Annotated in this window: 19 protein-coding genes and 3 tRNA genes; 13 read left to right on the top strand and 9 right to left on the bottom strand. The window is 68.5% G+C overall.

Features of this window, described 5'->3' with window-relative positions:
- Nucleotides 1–39 precede the first annotated feature (39 nt).
- From ABD088_RS02280 to ABD088_RS02260, 5 genes are all read right to left on the bottom strand, one after another.
- On the bottom strand, nt 40–1,170 hold the full coding sequence (locus ABD088_RS02280) for an acetate/propionate family kinase (protein WP_343899803.1): 1,131 nt from the start codon (nt 1,168–1,170) through the stop codon (nt 40–42).
- 11 nt (nt 1,171–1,181) lie between these two features.
- Entirely contained in the window at nt 1,182–3,254 is a 2,073-nt protein-coding gene (gene pta / locus ABD088_RS02275) for a phosphate acetyltransferase (protein WP_343899802.1), read from the bottom strand.
- 103 nt (nt 3,255–3,357) lie between these two features.
- Entirely contained in the window at nt 3,358–4,092 is a 735-nt protein-coding gene (locus ABD088_RS02270) for an ABC transporter ATP-binding protein (protein WP_343899800.1), read from the bottom strand.
- Nucleotides 4,093–4,157: 65 nt separating this feature from the next.
- Entirely contained in the window at nt 4,158–5,282 is a 1,125-nt protein-coding gene (locus ABD088_RS02265) for an ABC transporter permease (RefSeq protein ID WP_343899799.1), read from the bottom strand.
- 130 nt (nt 5,283–5,412) lie between these two features.
- A complete protein-coding gene (locus tag ABD088_RS02260; RefSeq protein WP_343899797.1) occupies nt 5,413–6,831 on the bottom strand; it encodes an amino acid permease in 1,419 nt (472 codons plus the stop codon).
- 130 nt (nt 6,832–6,961) lie between these two features.
- Here ABD088_RS02260 and ABD088_RS02255 point away from each other — a divergent pair, with 130 nt between their 5' ends.
- The 4 genes from ABD088_RS02255 to ABD088_RS02240 are packed head-to-tail and all read left to right on the top strand — an operon-like array spanning nt 6,962 to nt 9,378.
- Nucleotides 6,962–7,270 (top strand): thiamine-binding protein, encoded by a 309-nt coding sequence (locus ABD088_RS02255; protein WP_343899796.1) that lies wholly within the window; start codon nt 6,962–6,964, stop codon nt 7,268–7,270.
- 3 nt (nt 7,271–7,273) lie between these two features.
- Nucleotides 7,274–7,948, top strand: coding sequence for an O-methyltransferase (locus ABD088_RS02250; RefSeq protein ID WP_343899795.1), 675 nt, complete (start codon nt 7,274–7,276; stop codon nt 7,946–7,948).
- Between the two features lie 34 nt (nt 7,949–7,982).
- Nucleotides 7,983–8,501: a GNAT family N-acetyltransferase gene (locus ABD088_RS02245; RefSeq protein WP_343899794.1), complete on the top strand. Its 519-nt coding sequence runs from the start codon at nt 7,983–7,985 to the stop codon at nt 8,499–8,501.
- Nucleotides 8,494–9,378: a spermidine synthase gene (locus ABD088_RS02240; protein WP_343899793.1), complete on the top strand. Its 885-nt coding sequence runs from the start codon at nt 8,494–8,496 to the stop codon at nt 9,376–9,378. Before ABD088_RS02245 ends, ABD088_RS02240 begins: the two co-directional genes overlap by 8 nt.
- Here ABD088_RS02240 and ABD088_RS02235 read toward each other — a convergent pair.
- Both ABD088_RS02235 and ABD088_RS02230 read right to left on the bottom strand, forming a co-directional pair.
- The gene (locus ABD088_RS02235) at nt 9,366–9,860 is read right to left on the bottom strand and encodes an NUDIX domain-containing protein (protein WP_343899792.1); all 495 of its coding nucleotides are present in this window, start codon (nt 9,858–9,860) and stop codon (nt 9,366–9,368) included. The genes ABD088_RS02240 and ABD088_RS02235 overlap by 13 nt on opposite strands.
- Nucleotides 9,861–9,887: 27 nt before the next feature.
- On the bottom strand, nt 9,888–11,330 hold the full coding sequence (locus ABD088_RS02230) for an NCS2 family permease (protein ID WP_343899791.1): 1,443 nt from the start codon (nt 11,328–11,330) through the stop codon (nt 9,888–9,890).
- Nucleotides 11,331–11,455: 125 nt separating this feature from the next.
- Here ABD088_RS02230 and ABD088_RS02225 point away from each other — a divergent pair, with 125 nt between their 5' ends.
- Complete coding sequence (locus ABD088_RS02225; RefSeq protein WP_343899790.1) at nt 11,456–12,421, top strand: universal stress protein; 966 nt, start codon at nt 11,456–11,458, stop codon at nt 12,419–12,421.
- Between the two features lie 91 nt (nt 12,422–12,512).
- Here the strand turns inward: ABD088_RS02225 and ABD088_RS02220 are convergent, their stop codons facing one another.
- The gene (locus tag ABD088_RS02220) at nt 12,513–14,243 is read right to left on the bottom strand and encodes a C40 family peptidase (protein ID WP_343899788.1); all 1,731 of its coding nucleotides are present in this window, start codon (nt 14,241–14,243) and stop codon (nt 12,513–12,515) included.
- Between the two features lie 284 nt (nt 14,244–14,527).
- The gene (locus tag ABD088_RS02215) at nt 14,528–14,899 is read right to left on the bottom strand and encodes a metallopeptidase family protein (protein ID WP_343899786.1); all 372 of its coding nucleotides are present in this window, start codon (nt 14,897–14,899) and stop codon (nt 14,528–14,530) included.
- Nucleotides 14,900–15,015: 116 nt separating this feature from the next.
- Between ABD088_RS02215 and ABD088_RS02210 the strand changes: the two genes are divergently transcribed.
- The 8 genes from ABD088_RS02210 (at nt 15,016) to ABD088_RS02175 (ending at nt 17,725) form a co-directional block, all read left to right on the top strand.
- A tRNA-Glu gene (locus ABD088_RS02210) sits at nt 15,016–15,088 on the top strand.
- Between the two features lie 81 nt (nt 15,089–15,169).
- A tRNA-Asp gene (locus ABD088_RS02205) sits at nt 15,170–15,243 on the top strand.
- Nucleotides 15,244–15,295: 52 nt separating this feature from the next.
- Nucleotides 15,296–15,371: transfer RNA gene (locus ABD088_RS02200), tRNA-Phe, on the top strand.
- A gap of 105 nt (nt 15,372–15,476) precedes the next feature.
- Entirely contained in the window at nt 15,477–15,986 is a 510-nt protein-coding gene (locus ABD088_RS02195; protein WP_343899785.1) for an Asp23/Gls24 family envelope stress response protein, read from the top strand.
- Complete coding sequence (locus tag ABD088_RS02190; protein ID WP_343899784.1) at nt 15,983–16,174, top strand: hypothetical protein; 192 nt, start codon at nt 15,983–15,985, stop codon at nt 16,172–16,174. The genes ABD088_RS02195 and ABD088_RS02190 overlap by 4 nt, the downstream gene beginning before the upstream one ends.
- A 50-nt stretch (nt 16,175–16,224) precedes the next feature.
- On the top strand, nt 16,225–16,539 hold the full coding sequence (locus tag ABD088_RS02185; protein ID WP_343899782.1) for a hypothetical protein: 315 nt from the start codon (nt 16,225–16,227) through the stop codon (nt 16,537–16,539).
- The gene (locus ABD088_RS02180) at nt 16,536–17,114 is read left to right on the top strand and encodes an Asp23/Gls24 family envelope stress response protein (protein WP_343899780.1); all 579 of its coding nucleotides are present in this window, start codon (nt 16,536–16,538) and stop codon (nt 17,112–17,114) included. The genes ABD088_RS02185 and ABD088_RS02180 overlap by 4 nt, the downstream gene beginning before the upstream one ends.
- Nucleotides 17,111–17,725: a hypothetical protein gene (locus ABD088_RS02175; protein WP_343899779.1), complete on the top strand. Its 615-nt coding sequence runs from the start codon at nt 17,111–17,113 to the stop codon at nt 17,723–17,725. The genes ABD088_RS02180 and ABD088_RS02175 overlap by 4 nt, the downstream gene beginning before the upstream one ends.
- Nucleotide 17,726 lies beyond the last annotated feature (1 nt).

The raw sequence follows: 17,726 nt of genomic DNA, 5'->3' as shown, positions 1-17,726 counted from the left end.
CTGCCTCATCGAGGTGTGGTTGGCACGCCGCCACGGCGCCTATCCCGCGAGGGCCAGCTCCTCGGTGGCCCGCGCGATCTCGGACTCCTCATCGGTCGGCACCACCAGGACGGGGATCGACGATTCCGGAGTCGAGATGATGCGGGGTTCCTTGCTGCGCTCGACGTTGGACATCTCATCGAGCGTGACGCCCAAGGCGCCGAGGCCGTCGACCACGCGCTTGCGGAACGGCCAGGAGTTCTCCCCGATGCCGGCGGTGAACACGATGGCCTGCGCCCCGCCGACGGCCACGTGGTAGCCGCCGATGTACTTCTGCAACCGGTAGGAGGCGACCTCCAAAGCCAGCTCGGCGCCGTCGTGCCCCTCGGCAGCAGCCTCGACGACCGAGCGCATGTCGTTGTCGCCGGAGAGGCCCTTCAGGCCCGAATCCTTGTTGAGGATGCGGTCCATCTCCTCGGCAGTGTATTCGCCGCGGATGACCAGCTGGGTGACGATCGAGGCGTCCAGATCCCCGGATCGGGTGCCCATGACCAGTCCCTCAAGCGGGGTGTAGCCCATGGAGGTGTCGACGCTCTTGCCGTCGCGGATGGCGGTGACCGAGGCGCCGTTGCCCAGGTGGGCGATGACCGCGCGGAAGCGGTCGCGCTCGATGCCCAGCAGTTCGGCCGCGCGGCCGGCGACGTGATCGTGGCTGGTGCCGTGGAACCCGTACCTGCGCACGCCGTGCTTCTTGTACAGGTCGTCCGGGACCGCGTAGCGCCAGGCGTATTCGGGCATGGTGCGGTGGAAGGCGGTGTCGAAGACGGCCACCTGGGGCAGCTTGGGCCACTTCTCCAGCAGGGCGCGGATGCCCAGGGCCGCCGCGGGGTTGTGCAGGGGCGCCAGCGGGGCGAGGCGTTCGATGGCGCGGACGATCTCGTGGGTGATCAGGACCGGGGTGGTGAAGCGCTCGCCACCGTGGACGACCCGGTGGCCGACCGCTTCGATCTGCCGGTCGCCCAGGACGCGGTGCAGGTGCCCTTCCACGGTTTCCAGGGCCGCCGCGTGGTCGGGGACCTCGGCCTCGCCGATCCGTTCGACCAGGCCGGAGAGCAGGACCTCCTCGGTGGTGGTCTCGCGGACCTGGTATTTCAGCGACGATGATCCCGAATTGATGACGAGTACGAGCATGCGGGGGACTCCTAGTCTTCCTGGGCCTGGATGGCGGTGATGGCGACGGTGTTGACGATGTCATCCACCGTGCAGCCGCGGGAGAGGTCGTTGACCGGCTTGTTCAGGCCCTGCAGCACGGGGCCGACGGCGACCGCGCCGGCGGATTGCTGGACTGCCTTGTAGGTGTTGTTGCCGGTGTTCAGGTCGGGGAAGATGAACACCGTCGCCTGCCCGGCGACCGAGGAGCCCGGCAGCTTGGAGGCGCCGATGGACGCGTCCACCGCGGCGTCGTACTGGATGGGTCCGTCCACTGCCAGTTCCGGGTCGCGTTCGCGCACCAGCTCGGTGGCGGCACGGACATCGTCGACCGAGCCGCCGGAGCCGGACGTGCCGGTCGAGTAGGAGAGCATCGCGACGCGGGGGGCGACGCCGAACTGCCGTGCCGTCTGGGCCGAGGCAACGGCGATGTCGGCGAGCTGGGCGGAATCCGGTTCCGGGTTCACCGCGCAGTCCCCGTAGACCAGCACGCGGTCCTCCATGAGCATCAGGAAGACCGAGGAGACGACGGCGACGCCGGGCCGGGTCTTGATGAACTCCAACGAGGGGCGGATGGTGTTCGCGGTGGTGTGGGCGGCGCCGGAGACCATGCCGTCGACGTGGCCCAGGTGCACCATCATGGTCGCGAAATAGGAGCGGTCCAGCAGGCGTTCCCGGGCGGCTTCGAGCGTGACGCCCTTGTGGGCGCGCAGCTTCGCGTATTCCGCGGCGAAGCCCTCCAGCAGGTCGCTGCGGGCTGGATCGGTGATGGGGATGCCGCCCAGGTCGATGCCGTGGGCAGCTGCCAGTTCGCGGACCTGATGGGTGTTGCCCAGGATGACCAGGTCGCAGATGTCGCGGCGGTTGATGATCTCGGCGGCCCGCAGGATGCGCAGGTCCTCGCCCTCCGGCAGCACGATCCGCTGCCGGGAGGACCGGGCCCGTTCGACGAGCTGGTGCAGGAAGCGCAGCGGCGTCATGGTTTCCGGTGCGGGCAGCGAGAGCCGGGCCAGCAGTTCGTCTTCGTCGACGTCGCGGTACCAGGCGCCCAACGCCGCCGCCGTCTTGCGCGGCTGCGTGGCGGTCAGCGTGCCGGAGACCTCCCAGACGCGGTGGGCGGTGGAGTAGGTGTCCTCCGGGACGGTGAAGACGGGGAAGGGGGCGGCGGCCAGCAGGGGCAGGACGGTGTCCTCGATGGGCCGGGGTCCGGTGAGCAGCAGGGCAGCGGTGGTGGGGAAGCCCGGCGTCCGGGAGGTGGCGACCGCGGTGGCCATGACATCGGAACGGTCCGCCGGGGCGATGACCAGCGAGTCGTCGCGGTAGCGCTCCAGCAGGTAGCCCACGTTCATGGCGGCCACCAGCACGTGCCGCACGTCGCGGTCCAACTCCGGGGCCCCGGCCACCAGTTGGGCTCCGAGCGCTGAACTGACCTCCCCCACGGTGGGCCGGACGATCTCGTCGATCTCCGGGAGCACGTACACCTTGCGGTGTTGCAGGCCGGGGCGGACGGATTCGCGGATCTGTTCGGCCAGATCCGGGTCCGCCCGGTTGACGATCATGGAGAGCAGGGAGACGTTTTCCTCGTAGTAGCCCTTGCGGGCCACGTCGACGGCGTCAACGGCCTCGCTGACGGCATGCCCGGCGGCGTTGACCACGCCGACCACATGGCAGCCGAGGTGGTTGGCCAACTGGGCGTTCAGTCCGAACTCCAGTGCTGCATCGTGGTCCGAGAGATCGGTGCCCTCGACGATGACCACGTCCACGTCCTGGGCGATCCGGCTGTAGGCCTCCAGGGAACGGGAGTGGATCTCGTCGATCCTGCCGGCCACGATCAGCTCACGCGACTGGGCGCGGGTCATGGCGACCCCCACGTGCGCATCGTCGAGCTTGAAGAGATCCCGGATCAGCGCAACGGCAGGGTCGGTATCCACATCGGGTCCATCGGTGATGGGGCGGAAGAACCCGATCCGGTCCGCGTGACGGTGCAGGAGGTCGGCCAGCCCCAGGGTGACCAGCGATTTGCCGCTGGCCGGGGTGGACGCACTGACGTAGATGCCGCGGGCCATGGATCTCCTTCGAAGCGGGACGCTGTTCCGCATCCATCCTGCCACGCAGGCAGGCGGGCCGCCGAGGATGCCTGTCACATCCTGGGCGGTCCGTACCAGGGGTTCACGCGTTGGCTGGCACCGGTGCCGTCAGGTGGCCATCGCGCATGGTGGCGACGGCGTCGGTCAACGGGACGAACTCGGTGTCGTGGGTGACCATGACGGTGCCGACCTGGAACTCGTCGGTGACCCGGCGCAGCAGCCGCACGATCGAATCGGAACGGTCGTGGTCCAGGGCGGCGGTGGGCTCGTCGACCAGCAGCACCGTGGGGTCCCCCATCAGGGCGCGGGCGATGTTCACGCGCTGGCGTTGGCCGCCGGAGAGCTGGTGCGGCCGCTTGCCGGCAGCGGAACCGAGGCCGACCATGTCCAGGAGTCCGTCGGCCTTGGTCCGCGCCTCCTTGAGGGACTTGCCGCGCAGGTGGTCCACGATGATGAGTTGCTCGGTGGCGGTCAACGAGGCCAGCAGGTTCGGCTGCTGGAAGATGATCCCGATCTTCTCGCGGCGCAGCGTGGTGAGGTCCTTGTCGGCCAGGCCGGTGGCATCGACGCCGTCGATCAGGACCACGCCGTGGGTGGGGCGCACCAGCGTGGCGGCGGTGGCCAGCAGGCTGGACTTGCCCGAACCCGAGGGGCCGACGAGGGAGACCATCTGGCCGGGCTCCACGGTGAGGTCGACGGAGTCCAGGGCCTTGACGATGCCGTCGCCATCCGGGTATTCGAGGGTCACGTTGACCAGGCTCAGCGCGGAGGCGTTGCGGGTGCCAGTGGAGGTGGTGGAGTTGGACGGGGTGGTCATGGTGGTGTCCTTCGTGCAGAGCAGGGGTGGGGGAGGCGTGCCGATGCGGGAAGCGGGCGGGCCCGTTAGTTCCCGCCGAGGGCGATCAGGGCGTCGACCTGGGTGGTGCGGCGGACGGCGACTGCGGATCCGGCCAGTCCCAGGACGATGATGCCGATGATGGGCAACAGCGTGGTTTGCAGGTTCACCAGGAACGGTGCCGCCTGCGAGGCGAAGAAACCGCCGACGATGCCGACCGCGCCGCCGACCCCGGCTCCGACGAGCAGGACGATGGCCGCCTGGGTGATGGCGTCGCGCAGGATGTAGCTTCCGGATCCGCCCAGCGCCTTCAACACGGCGATGTCGCGGGTGCGTTGGACGGTCCATACGGTGAGGAAGGCGACGATGACCAGCGCTGAGATGCCGTACAGGAAGGCCTGCATCATCAGCAGCGAACCGTTTTCGCTCTTGTAGGAGCCCAGGGCCTGGAAGGATCCGGTGCGTGAGGTGCTCACGGTGTGGGCTGCCTGGTTGGCTGCCGCCTCATCGACCGTGGCGCCGTCCTGGTAGGTGATCGCTGCGACGGTGCCGACCTGGTGGGGGTCGGAGAGGTGGGCGACCTGGGACCAGGTGGGAAGTGCTGTCCAGACGACGCTGGTGTGCGAGTACCACTGGTCGGCGACGATCTTCCCGACGGTCAGTTCGGTTCCGCCGAGGGTCACCGTGTCGCCGGTGCTGACGGACAGGTCCTCTGCCGCCGTCGTGCTCAGGACCACGGTCTTGTCGTCCACCGGGCCGGGGGCGAGCTGGCCGGCGGGGTCGACCCCGAAGACCGCCACATTGGTGGTGCCACCGGCGTGGTCGGCGTCCCCGGCCTGGAGGCGGGTCTGGCTGATGCCCAGGGCCTCGGCGCGCGCCACGCCGTCCTGCCGGGACCAGTCGCTGACCTGTCCGGCGGTGATGGAGCTTTCGGTGAAGGATTCCTTCGGGTCCGCCGTGCCGGTCGCGCCGAACGCGATGGTGTCCACGGGCTGGGTGGTGCCGTCCTCGTGGACGGCGCCCAGCTGGGAAATGGATGAGGTCGACTGGTCGCCCAGGCCGGCGGTCAGCCCGGAGAGCATGACCAGCAGCAGGGTGATCAGGGCGACGACGCCGCCCATGAGGGCAAACCTGCCCTGGGCGAAGCGGATATCTCGAATGGCAAGGAACACGGTGACTTCTTTCGGGTGAAAACACGAGCCGTTTGGCTCCTGTATCCACCTTCCCGCGATGCCGGATCCGCTCCATCAACCGATCGGTTGATCCTCGGGGTGGGGGCCGTCACGCCCGCCCCCACCGCCGTCAGGGCGTGTTGTTGGCTGTCTCCAGGTCGATCTTCCGGCGGCCGTCGGCGCCCACGAACTGGTAGGCGATGAGGAGCAGGACAATCCACACGATGCCGACGACGAGCGCGGTCCTCCCGGATTCGCTGAAACCGAGGATGACGACGATGAATGCCATGAAGGCCAGCCCCAGGTAGCTCAGCACCGGCCAGAAGGGCATCACGTACTTGCCCGGCTTCTGCCCGGCTGCCCGGAGTTCCAGGCGCATCCGGTGGTGGGCCAGCAGGATGACTCCCCAGGTGAACACCGTGGCGAACGTGGCGATGGACGCCACGATGAGGAACAGCTGGTCGGGGATCCAGAAGTAGAGGCCCAGGCCGACCAGCAGGCAGGTGGCGACGACCCCGACCGGCCAGATGGGGATCCCGTTGCGCGAGACCCGGCCGAAGGCGGCCGGTGCCTGGCCCTGCTCGGCGAGTCCGTACATGGTGCGGGTGGCGGCGTAGAAGATCGAGTTCATGGCAGACAACGCCGCGGTGAGGACCACCGCGTTGATGATGTGCTCTGCGGCGGGGATGCCCAGCCCGGCGAAGACCTGCACGAAGGGACTGCCCTCGGAGCCGATCTCGTTCCAGGGGAACATGCACAGCATGACGCCCAGCGAGAGCACGTAGAAGATCAGGATGCGCATCGGCACCGTGTTCACTGCCTTCGGGATGGCGGTGGCAGGGTCGCCGGTCTCCCCGGCCGTCATGCCCAGGGTCTCGATGCCACCAAAGGAGAAGACCACGATGCCCAGGCTCATGACGATCCCCCAGACGCCGAACGGCGCGAACCCGCCGTGGTCCACGAGGTTGTGGAATCCGGGCTGGTATCCGCCGACGGTGACGCCGAAGACGATGAGATACAGGCCACCGGCGATCATCGCGATGATGGTGACGATCTTGATGAGCGTGAACCAGAATTCGAGCTCGCCGAAGACGCTGACGCGCAGCAGGTTCAACCCGCCGATGAGCAGCATGGCCGCGAGCATCCAGATCCAACCGGGCGCGTTGGGGTACCACATGCCCATGTACTGGCCGACGGCGGTCATGTCGGCGATCGCCACGACGATCATCTCGAAGGCGAACGTCCAGCCGGCGAGGAACCCGACCCGCGGGTGGATGTAACGGTTGGCGTATTGGGCGAAGGAACCGGCAACCGGGTGCCGGACGGCCAGTTCGCCCAGGGCGCGCATGACCGTGAAGACCACGCAGCCGGCAACGATGTAGGCCAGCAGGACCGCGGGACCAGCAGCCTGGATCGTTTCGGCCGACCCGTAGAACAGTCCGGTGCCGATCGCTGATCCCAGCGCGATGAAGCGGATATGGCGCAGCGAGAGCTTGCGGTTGAGCGAGCCGTCGGTTTTCGGCGCTGTTTTCGTGGTCGTTGCGTTCATGGTCCTGCCTGGGTCGCGGCGTGTGGGATGGCCCACGGTGTCGGCGAGCCGCATCTACTCTGGCATAGCGTGTGCGATCCAACACAATTGCGGTGGTGACAAGCGCGGGTCCGGGTGGCACGCTGAAGGCATGATCGTTGCCTTCTCTGTTTCCACCAACATGCCCAACACCGATGGTTCCGTCCACGATGCCGTGGCCGCCGCCGTAAAGGTGGTCCGTGAATCCGGGCTGCCGAACAGCACCTCGTCCATGTTCACCGAGATCGAGGGCGACTGGGATGAGGTGATGGACGTGGTGAAGCGCGCCACCGAAGCCGTCGCCGCGTTCGGCAACCGCGTCTCGCTGGTCCTGAAGGCCGACATCCGGCCCGGACACACCGGCGAACTGACCGGCAAGGTCGACCGCCTGCAAAAGGCGCTGGAACGGCTGGGGGAGTAGGCCATGGGCGCCGAACCAGCCGACGTCGACGACTACCTGCGCGCGACGGTGGTCGACGAACCGCAGGCCTTCGCCGCGGGCCGTGAGGCAGCGCACGCCGCCGGCTTGCCGCAGATCGAGGTCAGCGCCGGCCAGGGGAAGCTGCTGAAGCTGCTCGTCGGCGTCTCCGGGGCCCGCCGCGTGCTGGAAATCGGCACGCTGGGCGGTTACAGCACCAGCTGGCTGGCCGACGGCGTCGGCCCCGACGGGCACGTGACCACCTGCGAATTCGAGCCACACCACGCCGACGTCGCCCGCAGGAACCTCGACGCAGCCGGCGTGGGGGACCGCGTGGACATCCGGATCGGGGCAGCCCGCGACACGCTCGCCGCCTTGCGCCAGGACGAGGTGGAACCCTTCGACCTGGTGTTCATCGACGCCGACAAGGAGAACAACCCCCACTACGTGCTCGAAGCGCTGGAACTGACCCACCCCGGCTCGATCATCATCGTGGACAACGTCGTGCGCGACGGGGCCGTCCTGCACACAGGAGACGCCTCCACCGTGGAGGGCCGGGCCACCAACGGGACCCGCGAGGTCCTGGACATCCTCGGCGGTGACCCCCGCCTCGACGCCACGGCACTGCAGACCACCGGCTCCAAGGGCTGGGACGGGTTCGCGCTCGCCGTCGTGCGCTGAGCGAACCGGTCCCACACCCCAGTACGCTGGTGGGGTGAGCACCACCGACTACACCATCCGCCAGGCGACCGCCGAGGACATCGACGCCACGCTGGCCATGAAACTGGCCGCCTGGCGCGAAGCCTACGGCGACCAGCGCCCCGCCTCCTTCTTCGAGCTGCAGGAATCACGCCACGAACGCCAGGTCGACTGGTGGACCCGCGGGCTCGCTGCCGGCGCGGAACTCTGGATCGCCACCGACCCGGACGGCCGGATCGTCGGCTGTGCCGGCGGCGCACCGGTCCTCGATGAGGACGCCGCCACCGGAGCCACCGCCGAACTGCAGATGCTCTACGTCCTCTCCGAGGCCTACGGCACCGGACTGGGCGAACGGCTGATGCGCGCCGCCATCGGCAACCTCCCGGCGGCCCTGTGGGTTCTCGAGCACAACCCCCGTGCCCAGGCGTTCTACCGCAAGCACGGCTTCGACTTCGACGGCACCCGCGAACTGCTGGCCGACGAGTGGGAGGGCCTGTACGAGCTGCGCATGGTCCGGCCGGGCCCCCGTGGCTAAATCCCGCTCCCGCACATCCGCCGCGCCGGCCGCCGCCACCGAGTCCGGGCCGGTGGTCGGGGATTATCCGATCGACACCGGCACCGCCACGCTCGAACGCGACCCCTATGACGACGACGGCTGGATCCTCAAGGTCAACGGCGTCCCCTCATCGCATGTGGACCTCGCCGACCCACGCCGTCTGGACTTCGAGTACATGCGCTGGATGGCCGCCCTGGTCACCGCGCGCTTTCCCCCCGGGCACGACGGCGCAGCCGGGCGCCTGCGCGCCCTGCACCTGGGCGGGGGAGCCTGCTCGATGGCCCGCTGGGCCACGGCCACCTACCCCGGTGCCCGCCAGGTCGTCGTCGAACTCGACGGCCGGTTGGCCGAACTGGTCAGGGGCTGGTTCGACCTGCCGCGCGCACCGCTGCTGCGCCTGCGCACCGGCGAGGCAGGAGAGGTCCTGCGCTCCCTGACCGACGACACCCGGGACCTGCTCATCCGGGACGTCTTCGCCGGGGACAAGACCCCCGCGGACCTGACCACCGTGGACTTCACCCGCGAGGCGGCCCGCGTCCTGGCCGGGGACGGGCTGTACATCGTGAACTGCGGGGACACCCCGAAACTGGAAACGGCACGCCGGGAGGCTGCCACCATCGGCACCGTCTTCGCCCACACGGCGATCGTGGCCGACCCGGCGATGCTCAAGGGCCGGCGCTACGGGAACATGGTCATCGCCGGCTCGAACGCCCCCATCCCGGCGGGACCGGGCATGCTGCGCGAGCTGCTCGGCGGTGCGGTGCCCGCCCAGCACTGGGACGACGCCCGCGTCCGTTCCTTCGCCGGAACCGCCTCGGTGATCGGGGACGGGCCGGCAACGCCTCAGCAGGCCTGAAAGCTGCCCGTGCGCACATACTCGCGGTAGAGCCCCAGCACCCGTGCCGCCGCGCGGCTCATCGGCTGTGGCGGATCATCGAGTCGGTGGAAGCCGAGCTCGGTGACCTCGGAGGCCTCGGCCTCCAGCGACCCGGCAGCGTGCGGCCAGACGAAGCACAGGGCGAAGGCATGCACCCGGTCCCCGTTGGGGTATTCCAACTCGTGGTCTACGGGATCGGACAGCGTCGCGAACGGGATGAGTGCGGACGGGGCGGCCGCCAGGCCCGTCTCCTCGGCCAGTTCGGCCACCGCCACCGCCCGGAAATCCTGGCCCGGTTCGGCCCCGCCGCCCGGGAATTCCCAGTCCCCGGTGTCGACCCGGCGCTGGAAGAGGGCCCGGCCGTCGTCGTCCAGGGCAATGACCTGGGCGCCGGGCAGCAGCAGCAGCTGCGGGCCCACGAGCTGGCGTAGCCGCCACAGATATGAACCAACATGTCCCATGCGGCCACTGTAGCCGCGTCGGCGGGGCTAGGCGCCGACGGCCTGCTCGATGATCCCGATGCCGAAGAACAGCACGAACGCCGCGGCAACGACCCACATCAGCGGGTGGATCTCCTTCGCCCGGCCCTGGACGGACCGCACGAAGACGTAGGCGACGAAGCCCGCGCCGATGCCGTTGGCGATCGAGTACGTGAAGGGCATGAGGATGAAGGTCAGGAAGGCCGGTAGGGCGACGCCCCAGTCGGTCCAGTCGATCTTGGTGATCTGGGTGATCATCATGAACCCGACCACCACCAGCGCCGGTGCGACGGCCTCGAACGGCACCAGGTGGATCAGCGGGGTGAGGAACATGGCGGCGATGAACAGCAGGCCGGTCACGATGGACGCCAGCCCGGTGCGCGCACCCTCGCCGATGCCCGCCCCCGATTCGACGTAGATCTGGCTGGAGGACGCCGAGGCGCCGCCGCCGGCGATGGCACCGAGCGAGTCGACCAGCAGGACCCGGTCGACGTCGTAGATGTTCCCGTTCTCGTCGACGTTTCCGGCTTCGTTGGCCAGCCCGACCATGGTGCCCATGGCGTCGAAGAAGATCGACAGGAGGATGACGAAGGCCAGCAGCAGTGCCGACGTCGTGCCCAGGTGCTGGAAGGGGCCCACCACGTTGGCCTGGCCGATCAGGGACAGGTCGGGGGCGGCCCAATCGGGCATCGACGGGACCACCAGGGACCAGCCCTGGGGGTGGGCCCCGGCGCCGTCGAAGGACGGGCCGATGTGGAAGACGGCCTCGAGGATGTTGGCCAGCACGGAGGCGACGACGATGCCGATGAGGATCGCGCCCTTCACCTTGCGGATCACCAGGCCCATCGTCAGCAGCAGGCCGACGACGAACACCAGGGTCGGCCAGCCGACCAGTTCGCCGTCGAAGCCGAGCCCGACGGGCACGGTGGTCCCGGCGGCGTCGGGGATCCGGCGCACGAACCCGGCGTTGACCAGGCCGATCAGGGCGATGAACATGCCGATGCCGACCACGATCGCGGTCTTCAGGCTCTGCGGCACGGCGTTGAACACCGCGGTCCGGAAACCGGTGAGCACCAGCACCAGCATGGTCACACCGGAAATGACCACCAGGCCCATGACATCGGGCCAGGTCAGGCCCGGGTTGGTGGCGACGGTGACGGCCACGAACGCGTTCACTCCCAGCCCAGTGGCCATGGCGAACGGGTGCTTCGCCCACGCTCCCATGAGGATGGTCAGCACGCCGGCAACCAGCGCTGTCGCCGCGGCCACGCGTGCCGCACCGAGTTCGCCGCCGGTGGAGTCGGCTCCGGAGAGGATCAGCGGGTTGAGCACCACGATGTAGCTCATGGCGAAGAAGGTGGCCAGGCCGCCCCGGATCTCCCGTGAGTAGGTGGAGCCACGTTCGGTGATCTTGAAGTAGCGGTCGAGGGTGCCGAGCCCGTTTTTAGCCATGGGCAGAATCCTAGTGGGCGCCGGTGGGTTCAAACGAGCCGGAAGTGGGTAGTGTGAGGAAGAAGACCACCACGGTGGGAACTAGCCGGAAGACACCACGCCCCGACTGCCAAGGAGTGACCGACATGAGCGAAGCCAGAGTTCCACAGGAGGCCACGGCGGCGGACGGCATCGTCGTCGGCGTCGACGGCTCGGATCCGGCGCTGTGTGCCCTGGATTGGGCAGCTGCCGAGGCACGACGACGGGGTGTCCCGTTGAACATCGTCACCTCCTACACGATCCCCGTCTTCGCCGCGTCCAGCATGGATGCCGGGTACGCCACCCTGGATGACCAGGTCATCCGCGACGGCGCCCAGGAGGTCCTCGACGCGGCCCGGGAGCGGATTGGCGACATCGGCGTGGACGTGCGCCTGCGCATCGAATCGGGCGACCCGTCCGGCGTGCTGATGGAACTCAGCGAGGAGGCCGACCTCGTCGTGGTCGGCACGCGTGGCCGCGGCGGCTTCGTGGGCCGGCTGCTCGGATCGGTCAGCAGCGCCCTGCCCGCCCATGCCAAGTGCCCCACCGTCGTCGTGCCCCTCTGTGTATCGAAGCGGGCCGCCGGGGATCCTGCCGTGCGCGACGTGGTCGTGGTCGGCGTCGACGGTTCCGACCGGGCGCGGCGTGCCGTGCTGGTGGCCGCCGAACAGGCCTCGGCGCGCGGTATCCCGCTGCGCATCGTCTGCGCACTTCCGCCGGTCAGCGGATCGCTGGCCTGGATGCCCGCCACCGTCGACCAGGAGGCGCTGACCATCGATGTCCGCCGCCAGCTCACGGTGGGCTCGCGCTGGCTGGCCAGCCACTTCCCCGATCTGGCCATCGAGACCGAGGTCATCGAGGGGGCACCGATCGAGGTCCTCATCGAGGAATCAGCCAAGGCCACCCTCATGGTCACCGGTTCGCGGGGGCGCGGCGGGTTCGCCGGCATGCTGTTGGGTTCGACCTCGCAGGGCGTCCTGCACCACTCCAAGGGGCCGGTGCTCGTGGTGCCGGACTCCCCGGACCCACGGTTGGATGACCGCTCCGATTTCGACGACGCCGACGGGGCCTGAGCCTCCTCCTGCGGCCGTCGCCGGAGGGCATCACCACGAAAAGGCCCCCTTCCTCGCGGAAGGGGGCCCTTTCAGCTGGTGGGCGTTGCGGCTAGTACCGGACGCCGTAGGAGTACATGTTGTTGACCCAGCTCAACGGGGTCGTGGAGATCCCTGCGCTCGGGTTGCGGGCCTGGACGACCTGCCCGTTCCCCAGGTAGAGGGCGACGTGGTAGAACGAGGATCCGCCGTTGCTGGTGGAGAACACCAGGTCGCCGCGCTGGAGCTGGCTCAGGGGCACCTTGGTTCCGGCGGCGAAGTACTGCTGGGACGAGGTCCGCGGCAGCGAGATGCCGCTCTGGGCAAAGGCCGCGCGCACGAAGCTGGAGCAGTCGTAGGCGTCGGGGCCGTTGCCGCCGTACACGTAGTAGTTGCTGTCATCGGCCGCCGTGGCCAGGGCCCAGGCGATCGCCGATTCCTTGGAGGAGCCGGCCGACGGGCGGGAGGCCTCCTCGGCTGCCTTCTTTTTGGCGGCTTCGGCTGCGGCTTCCTTGGCGCGTTGCCGCTGGGCGGCTGCCGCGGCGGCTCGTGCGTCGGCCCGCTGCTGGGCCGCTGCGTCTGCGCGCCGTTGTGCGGCGCGTTCGGCGGCTGCGTCCTGGTTCCGTTCCTCTGCTGCCCGGGCGGCTGCCGCGACGGCCTTCTTCTGTGCCGCGGCTTCCGCCCGTGCCTGCTCCCGGGCCCGGTCGGCGGAGTCGTCCGTGGTCGGCTTCGGGGCGGCTGCGGCTGCCGGCTGCACCTCGGCGGCGGGGGTTGGCCGGGCGCTCGGCGCCTTGGCTGCCACGATCGCCGGGCGTTCCTGCTGGGGCTTCGGCCGGCTGGCCGGGGCCAGTGAGGTGGAGGCCGCTACAGCCTCGGGGACGGCCGCCGGAGCGGCGGCAACGGGAGCCTTGTCCTTCGGCTTCTCCGCGGCCGGTTCGGCGGGCTGTGCCGCCAGCTCGGCCTTCAGGCGGTCCTCGCGCTGCTGGTTTTCCAGTGCGGCGACCCGCTTGGCCTCGGCCGCCCGCTGGGTGTCCTGCAGGTAGGCGAGCTGCCCGATGAGTTCGTCGCGGAGCTTCTTCTGCTCGTCGACCCGGGTCGCATAGGTGGAGCGGGTCTGCTGGGCCGCGGTGAGTGCGTTTTCGTTGGCGTCGGCCGCGTCCGTGGCGGCCGATTCGGCGTCGGCCGCGTAGTTCTGCCAGTCGGCCCACAGTGACGCCGCCTGCTGGGCAGTGGTCAGGGTGGCGGAGCGGTTGGCGGCCAGCGTTTGCATGGTGGCTGCCTTGTAGAGGACATCGTTGTGCTCGGAGGCATTGAGCATCGAGCTGACGCCCGGGTTGATGCCGCCATTGCGGTACAGGTCGCCAGCGAGCTGGCCGACCTGCTTCTTCACGGCGTCGTAGTACTGGGTGGCCTTGTCTGCTTCGGCCCGCGCGGTGGTGGCTGCGGCGTTGCGTTCGGCCAGGACGCCGGTGGTCGTCTCGTAGGCATCCTGGTCATTGAGGGCAGCGGCCTCGGCGGCAGCCAGGTCATCGTTGGAGTCCAGGATGAGTCCCTCGAGGGAGGACACCATGGACTTGAGGGCCGCCGGGTCCTTCTTCGCGGCAGTCACTTCGGCGCGCGTCGGCAGGCTGGGGGTAGCGGGGGCCGCGGGTACGGCCGCGGGGAACGGGGTGCCGAACGCGGTGGTCCCGATGGTCGAGTCGATGGTGGCCGGAGCGGCAGATGCCGCGGCTCCGGAAATAAGCGTTCCGCCGATTAATGCAAGTGTGCACGTCGCGACGCCTAGAAGTTGCCCCTTGGCCATACTGAGTCCTCACTGCGAATGATGAACCAAACCGGATCAGAAAAAGCCGGGGAAACCAGCGTGTCGGATCACGATTCAGTTACTGCTTCACATGAGAATAGACGACGATATGTAACAGTGGCAACACGCGTCACTCCCACATCGTGAATAACATCTGTGTCATTTTGGCGTGCTTTTTCCTGCGTTTCGGGCATCCAGCCGCGGGTTGGCGCGGTCCAGGGTTTCTGCCCAGGGGCCGCGTGGTGGTGCCGGCCGGGGGTTCAAAGATTTCGGAAGGGTGACGGTCACCCCCACCCCAGGCGGTGCAACGTGTCGTCGTCGATACCGAAATGATGCGCGATCTCGTGGACGACGGTGATCTGGACTTCGGCAATGACCTCTTCGCGTGAACCGCAGGCGGCCAGTGTGTCCTCCTGGAAGATGATGATGCGGTCCGGCAGCGCCCCGGCGCCCCACCCGTCGTCGCGTTCGGTGAGGGGCACCCCCTCATAGAGTCCGAGCAGTGAAGTGCGCGGGTCCTCGCCCGGCTGTGGTTCGTAGCGGTCCTCGATGAAGACCGCGACGTTGTCCATCATGTCCAGGAGTGGTGGGGGGATGTTTCCGAGCGCGTCGGAGACGGCGGCCTCGAACTCGTCGGGGGTCATGGTGTGGCTCATGAAGGGGACTCTATCCGGGCTCACTCCCCGGGCCCCGGACACGGTTTTGCGCAGGCCATCCGGTGCCTTATAGTTGATGAGGTCGCTGCGGGACACTTGTGTTCAGCAGCCGTCCGGCCCCCATCGTCTAGCGGCCTAGGACACCGCCCTTTCACGGCGGCGGCACGGGTTCGAATCCCGTTGGGGGTACTGCAGGTCCTGATTTCGCTGGAGCGAATATCTCTGGTAAAGTTTTGGACTTGTGAAGCGAGGGTAAAACCTTGTGAACTAGGCCCTGTAGCGCAGCTGGTTAGCGCGCCGCCCTGTCACGGCGGAGGTCGCGGGTTCAAGTCCCGTCAGGGTCGCTTTGGTTTTCCGTCGCACGGAAGATCACGGTGATCATCCTAGATGATGCCAGGCTCTGTAGCTCAGTTGGTAGAGCGTTCGACTGAAAATCGAAAGGTCACCGGATCGACGCCGGTCGGAGCCACCAGCTAAAACCCCTCGGTAATCCCGGGGGGTTTTCTGCATCTGTGGAGGTCAGCCACGGAGCGGTAGGGTGGATCACAGACCGCGCTCCCAAGGAAAGGCCCCCACCATGGACCAGTCAGGGCACACACCCGCGCAACCGGCAGTGACGCCGGCGACGGGGTCCACGTCGATTTCCGACACCGCTGTCGCCAAGGTCGCCGCAACCGCTGCGCGATCCGTGGCCGGAGTGCAGTTCCTGGGCGTTGGCTCCAGCCGCGCCTTGGGTGCGCTGCGCGGGGCCGTCGGAGCCGGCGAAGGGACATCGGGGGTCTCCGCGGAGGTCGGGCAGCGCGAGGTCGCCGTCGACATCGTCCTGACAGCGGCGTACGGCATGCCGCTGCAGCAGATCGCCGACGGAGTCCGTGCCGCCGTCTATACCGCGGTCGAACAGCTCACCGGTTTGGCAGTCATCGAAGTCAATGTCGAGATCGGCGACGTACACGTTCCCGAAGTACCCGCCGGCCCGGCTCAGGCCGCGCCGGCCCCGGCGCTGCCGGAACCGCCCCAGCGCGCGCCATCCCCTCCTTCCGCCGAGTCCGCTGGCGGGTCCACCCTCGATCACGCGGAGCAACCATGAACCCCACATTCCTCGGATTGGCCGTCGCCGCAGTACTCGGCTGGGCGGCCCTGTCGCACGGCTTCGGCGGCTTCCTGCTGATGGCCATCTTCCTCGCCGTTGGGGCCTGCGTGGGCCGGATCATGGACGGCCGGCTCGACCTGCGGACGGTCCGGGACGCCCTGACCGGCAGGCGTTCATCGTCGTGAGCGCACCGATCCACGAGCCCGGGCCACGAACCCTGGCAGGCCATACGCGCGTGAGCACCCAGGCATTGACGAGCTCGGCGCGGATCATCGCCGCCGAGGTCTTCGACGTGCAGCCGTCGGATATCCGGGTCTCGCTCAACGACGAGTACGGCGCCCTGGCGCTGGGATTGAGCCTGCCGATGCCGATTTCCGCGCTGGTTTACGGGCGTACCGAGGCCGTTGATCCGCGGGGATCGGTCCTGGCCCGCGCCCGCGACGCCCGATCGGATGTACGGGAACGCTTCATCACGTTGACCGGATCGCATATCAGCCGCGTCGATGTCCGGGTGACCGGTGTGGTCCTGCGCCGAAGGAGGATGGCATGAACGACGACGAACGCCGCAAGCTCCAGTCGCACGAATTGCACAGTGCCCGGTCCACGGCCTCGATCATCGCCGCCGTGCTGGTCACTGCCATCTGCCTCTACTTCATGTTCGAGGCGGCACTGAAGTCACTCGGGCAGGACGTCTGGATCCGCTCTCCCGGCCAGTGGGGCAATTGGCTGACCGGGTTGCCGGATACCGCCAATCCGCTGGTCCTGGCCGCAGGTTCACTGGTTCTGTTGGCGCTGGGCATCTTCTTCCTGCTCCACGGCATCCTCCCGGGGCGTCGCGCACGGCACGCCATCCCCAATGACCGGGCGATCGTCATCGTCGATGACGGGGTGCTGGCATCCACGCTGGCGCGCCGTGCGCGGACGGAGGCCGGGGTGTCCCCGGAACAGGTCGTGGTGATCGTCAGCCGCAACCACGTCGACGTGCAGCTGCGGCCCACCTCGGGCATCGGCATCGATGCCGCCGTCGTCCACGGGGCCATCGAGGACGAATTGCGGGTCAACCGGATCGAACCGGTGCCCGATGTACGGGTGCAGGTTTCCGAGACCGGGGTGGTTGGACAATGAACAGGACCCCTCGCGTCACGAACAGGATCGTCCTGACGGTCCTGGGACTCGTCCTGTCCGGGCTGGGGCTGCACGGGCTGCTGCTGGTCGCAGTTCCCGCGTACGCCCAAGGCTGGCGCGGGTTCGCCGATCAAGTGGGAACCGGGTTTGCCGATCTGCTCGACGCGACCACGCTGGAGGGCCAACGGGACTCGTGGTTGTGGATCGTCATCTCCGTGGTGATGATCGCGTTGATCCTGCTGATGATCTGGTGGGTTGCCGTCCAGGGGCAGGGCAAGACCGGCATCTTCGTCCGGGAGTTCCGCGAGGAGGACACCCGCGGAATCGTCGAGTTGTCTGCGGCCGTTCCCGAGCAGGCGTTCAAGGCAGCGCTGGCGGGACGAGCGGACCTGGTCACGGTGTCCGTCACGTCCTGGACCTCGCCGCAACAGGAGGCAGGGCTGCGGATCAAGGTGCAACCCCGACTGGGGGCTGCACCGCACCGCATCGCCGAGGACCTCGCCGATCTCGTCGTCGACATGGACGGGATGCTGGGCGCCGGCGGCCCGGTGGTCATCCACCTGGCCACCGGCGCCCGGACCCGCATGTCACGCGCCGAGCGCGTGCGCTGAA

Origin of the sequence: Arthrobacter rhombi (genome assembly GCF_039526245.1) — a bacterium.
In the GTDB taxonomy this organism is placed as follows: Bacteria; Actinomycetota; Actinomycetes; order Actinomycetales; family Micrococcaceae; genus Arthrobacter_H; species Arthrobacter_H rhombi.
The sequence above is the reverse complement of the archived record's forward strand: the minus strand, read 5'-3'. Positions and strand labels throughout refer to the sequence as shown.

What these genes read in the sequence shown, in the direction of transcription:
- ABD088_RS02195 (WP_343899785.1), top strand. Translation starts at nt 15,477, where the DNA reads ATGGACCAGTCAGGGCACACACCCGCGCAACCGGCAGTGACGCCGGCG.
- ABD088_RS02250 (WP_343899795.1), top strand. Translation starts at nt 7,274, where the DNA reads ATGGGCGCCGAACCAGCCGACGTCGACGACTACCTGCGCGCGACGGTG.
- ABD088_RS02270 (WP_343899800.1), bottom strand. Translation starts at nt 4,092, where the DNA reads ATGACCACCCCGTCCAACTCCACCACCTCCACTGGCACCCGCAACGCC.
- ABD088_RS02260 (WP_343899797.1), bottom strand. Translation starts at nt 6,831, where the DNA reads ATGAACGCAACGACCACGAAAACAGCGCCGAAAACCGACGGCTCGCTC.
- ABD088_RS02175 (WP_343899779.1), top strand. Translation starts at nt 17,111, where the DNA reads ATGAACAGGACCCCTCGCGTCACGAACAGGATCGTCCTGACGGTCCTG.
- pta (WP_343899802.1), bottom strand. Translation starts at nt 3,254, where the DNA reads ATGGCCCGCGGCATCTACGTCAGTGCGTCCACCCCGGCCAGCGGCAAA.
- ABD088_RS02180 (WP_343899780.1), top strand. Translation starts at nt 16,536, where the DNA reads ATGAACGACGACGAACGCCGCAAGCTCCAGTCGCACGAATTGCACAGT.
- ABD088_RS02255 (WP_343899796.1), top strand. Translation starts at nt 6,962, where the DNA reads ATGATCGTTGCCTTCTCTGTTTCCACCAACATGCCCAACACCGATGGT.
- ABD088_RS02280 (WP_343899803.1), bottom strand. Translation starts at nt 1,170, where the DNA reads ATGCTCGTACTCGTCATCAATTCGGGATCATCGTCGCTGAAATACCAG.
- ABD088_RS02225 (WP_343899790.1), top strand. Translation starts at nt 11,456, where the DNA reads ATGAGCGAAGCCAGAGTTCCACAGGAGGCCACGGCGGCGGACGGCATC.
- ABD088_RS02220 (WP_343899788.1), bottom strand. Translation starts at nt 14,243, where the DNA reads ATGGCCAAGGGGCAACTTCTAGGCGTCGCGACGTGCACACTTGCATTA.
- ABD088_RS02230 (WP_343899791.1), bottom strand. Translation starts at nt 11,330, where the DNA reads ATGGCTAAAAACGGGCTCGGCACCCTCGACCGCTACTTCAAGATCACC.
- ABD088_RS02235 (WP_343899792.1), bottom strand. Translation starts at nt 9,860, where the DNA reads ATGGGACATGTTGGTTCATATCTGTGGCGGCTACGCCAGCTCGTGGGC.
- ABD088_RS02215 (WP_343899786.1), bottom strand. Translation starts at nt 14,899, where the DNA reads ATGAGCCACACCATGACCCCCGACGAGTTCGAGGCCGCCGTCTCCGAC.
- ABD088_RS02190 (WP_343899784.1), top strand. Translation starts at nt 15,983, where the DNA reads ATGAACCCCACATTCCTCGGATTGGCCGTCGCCGCAGTACTCGGCTGG.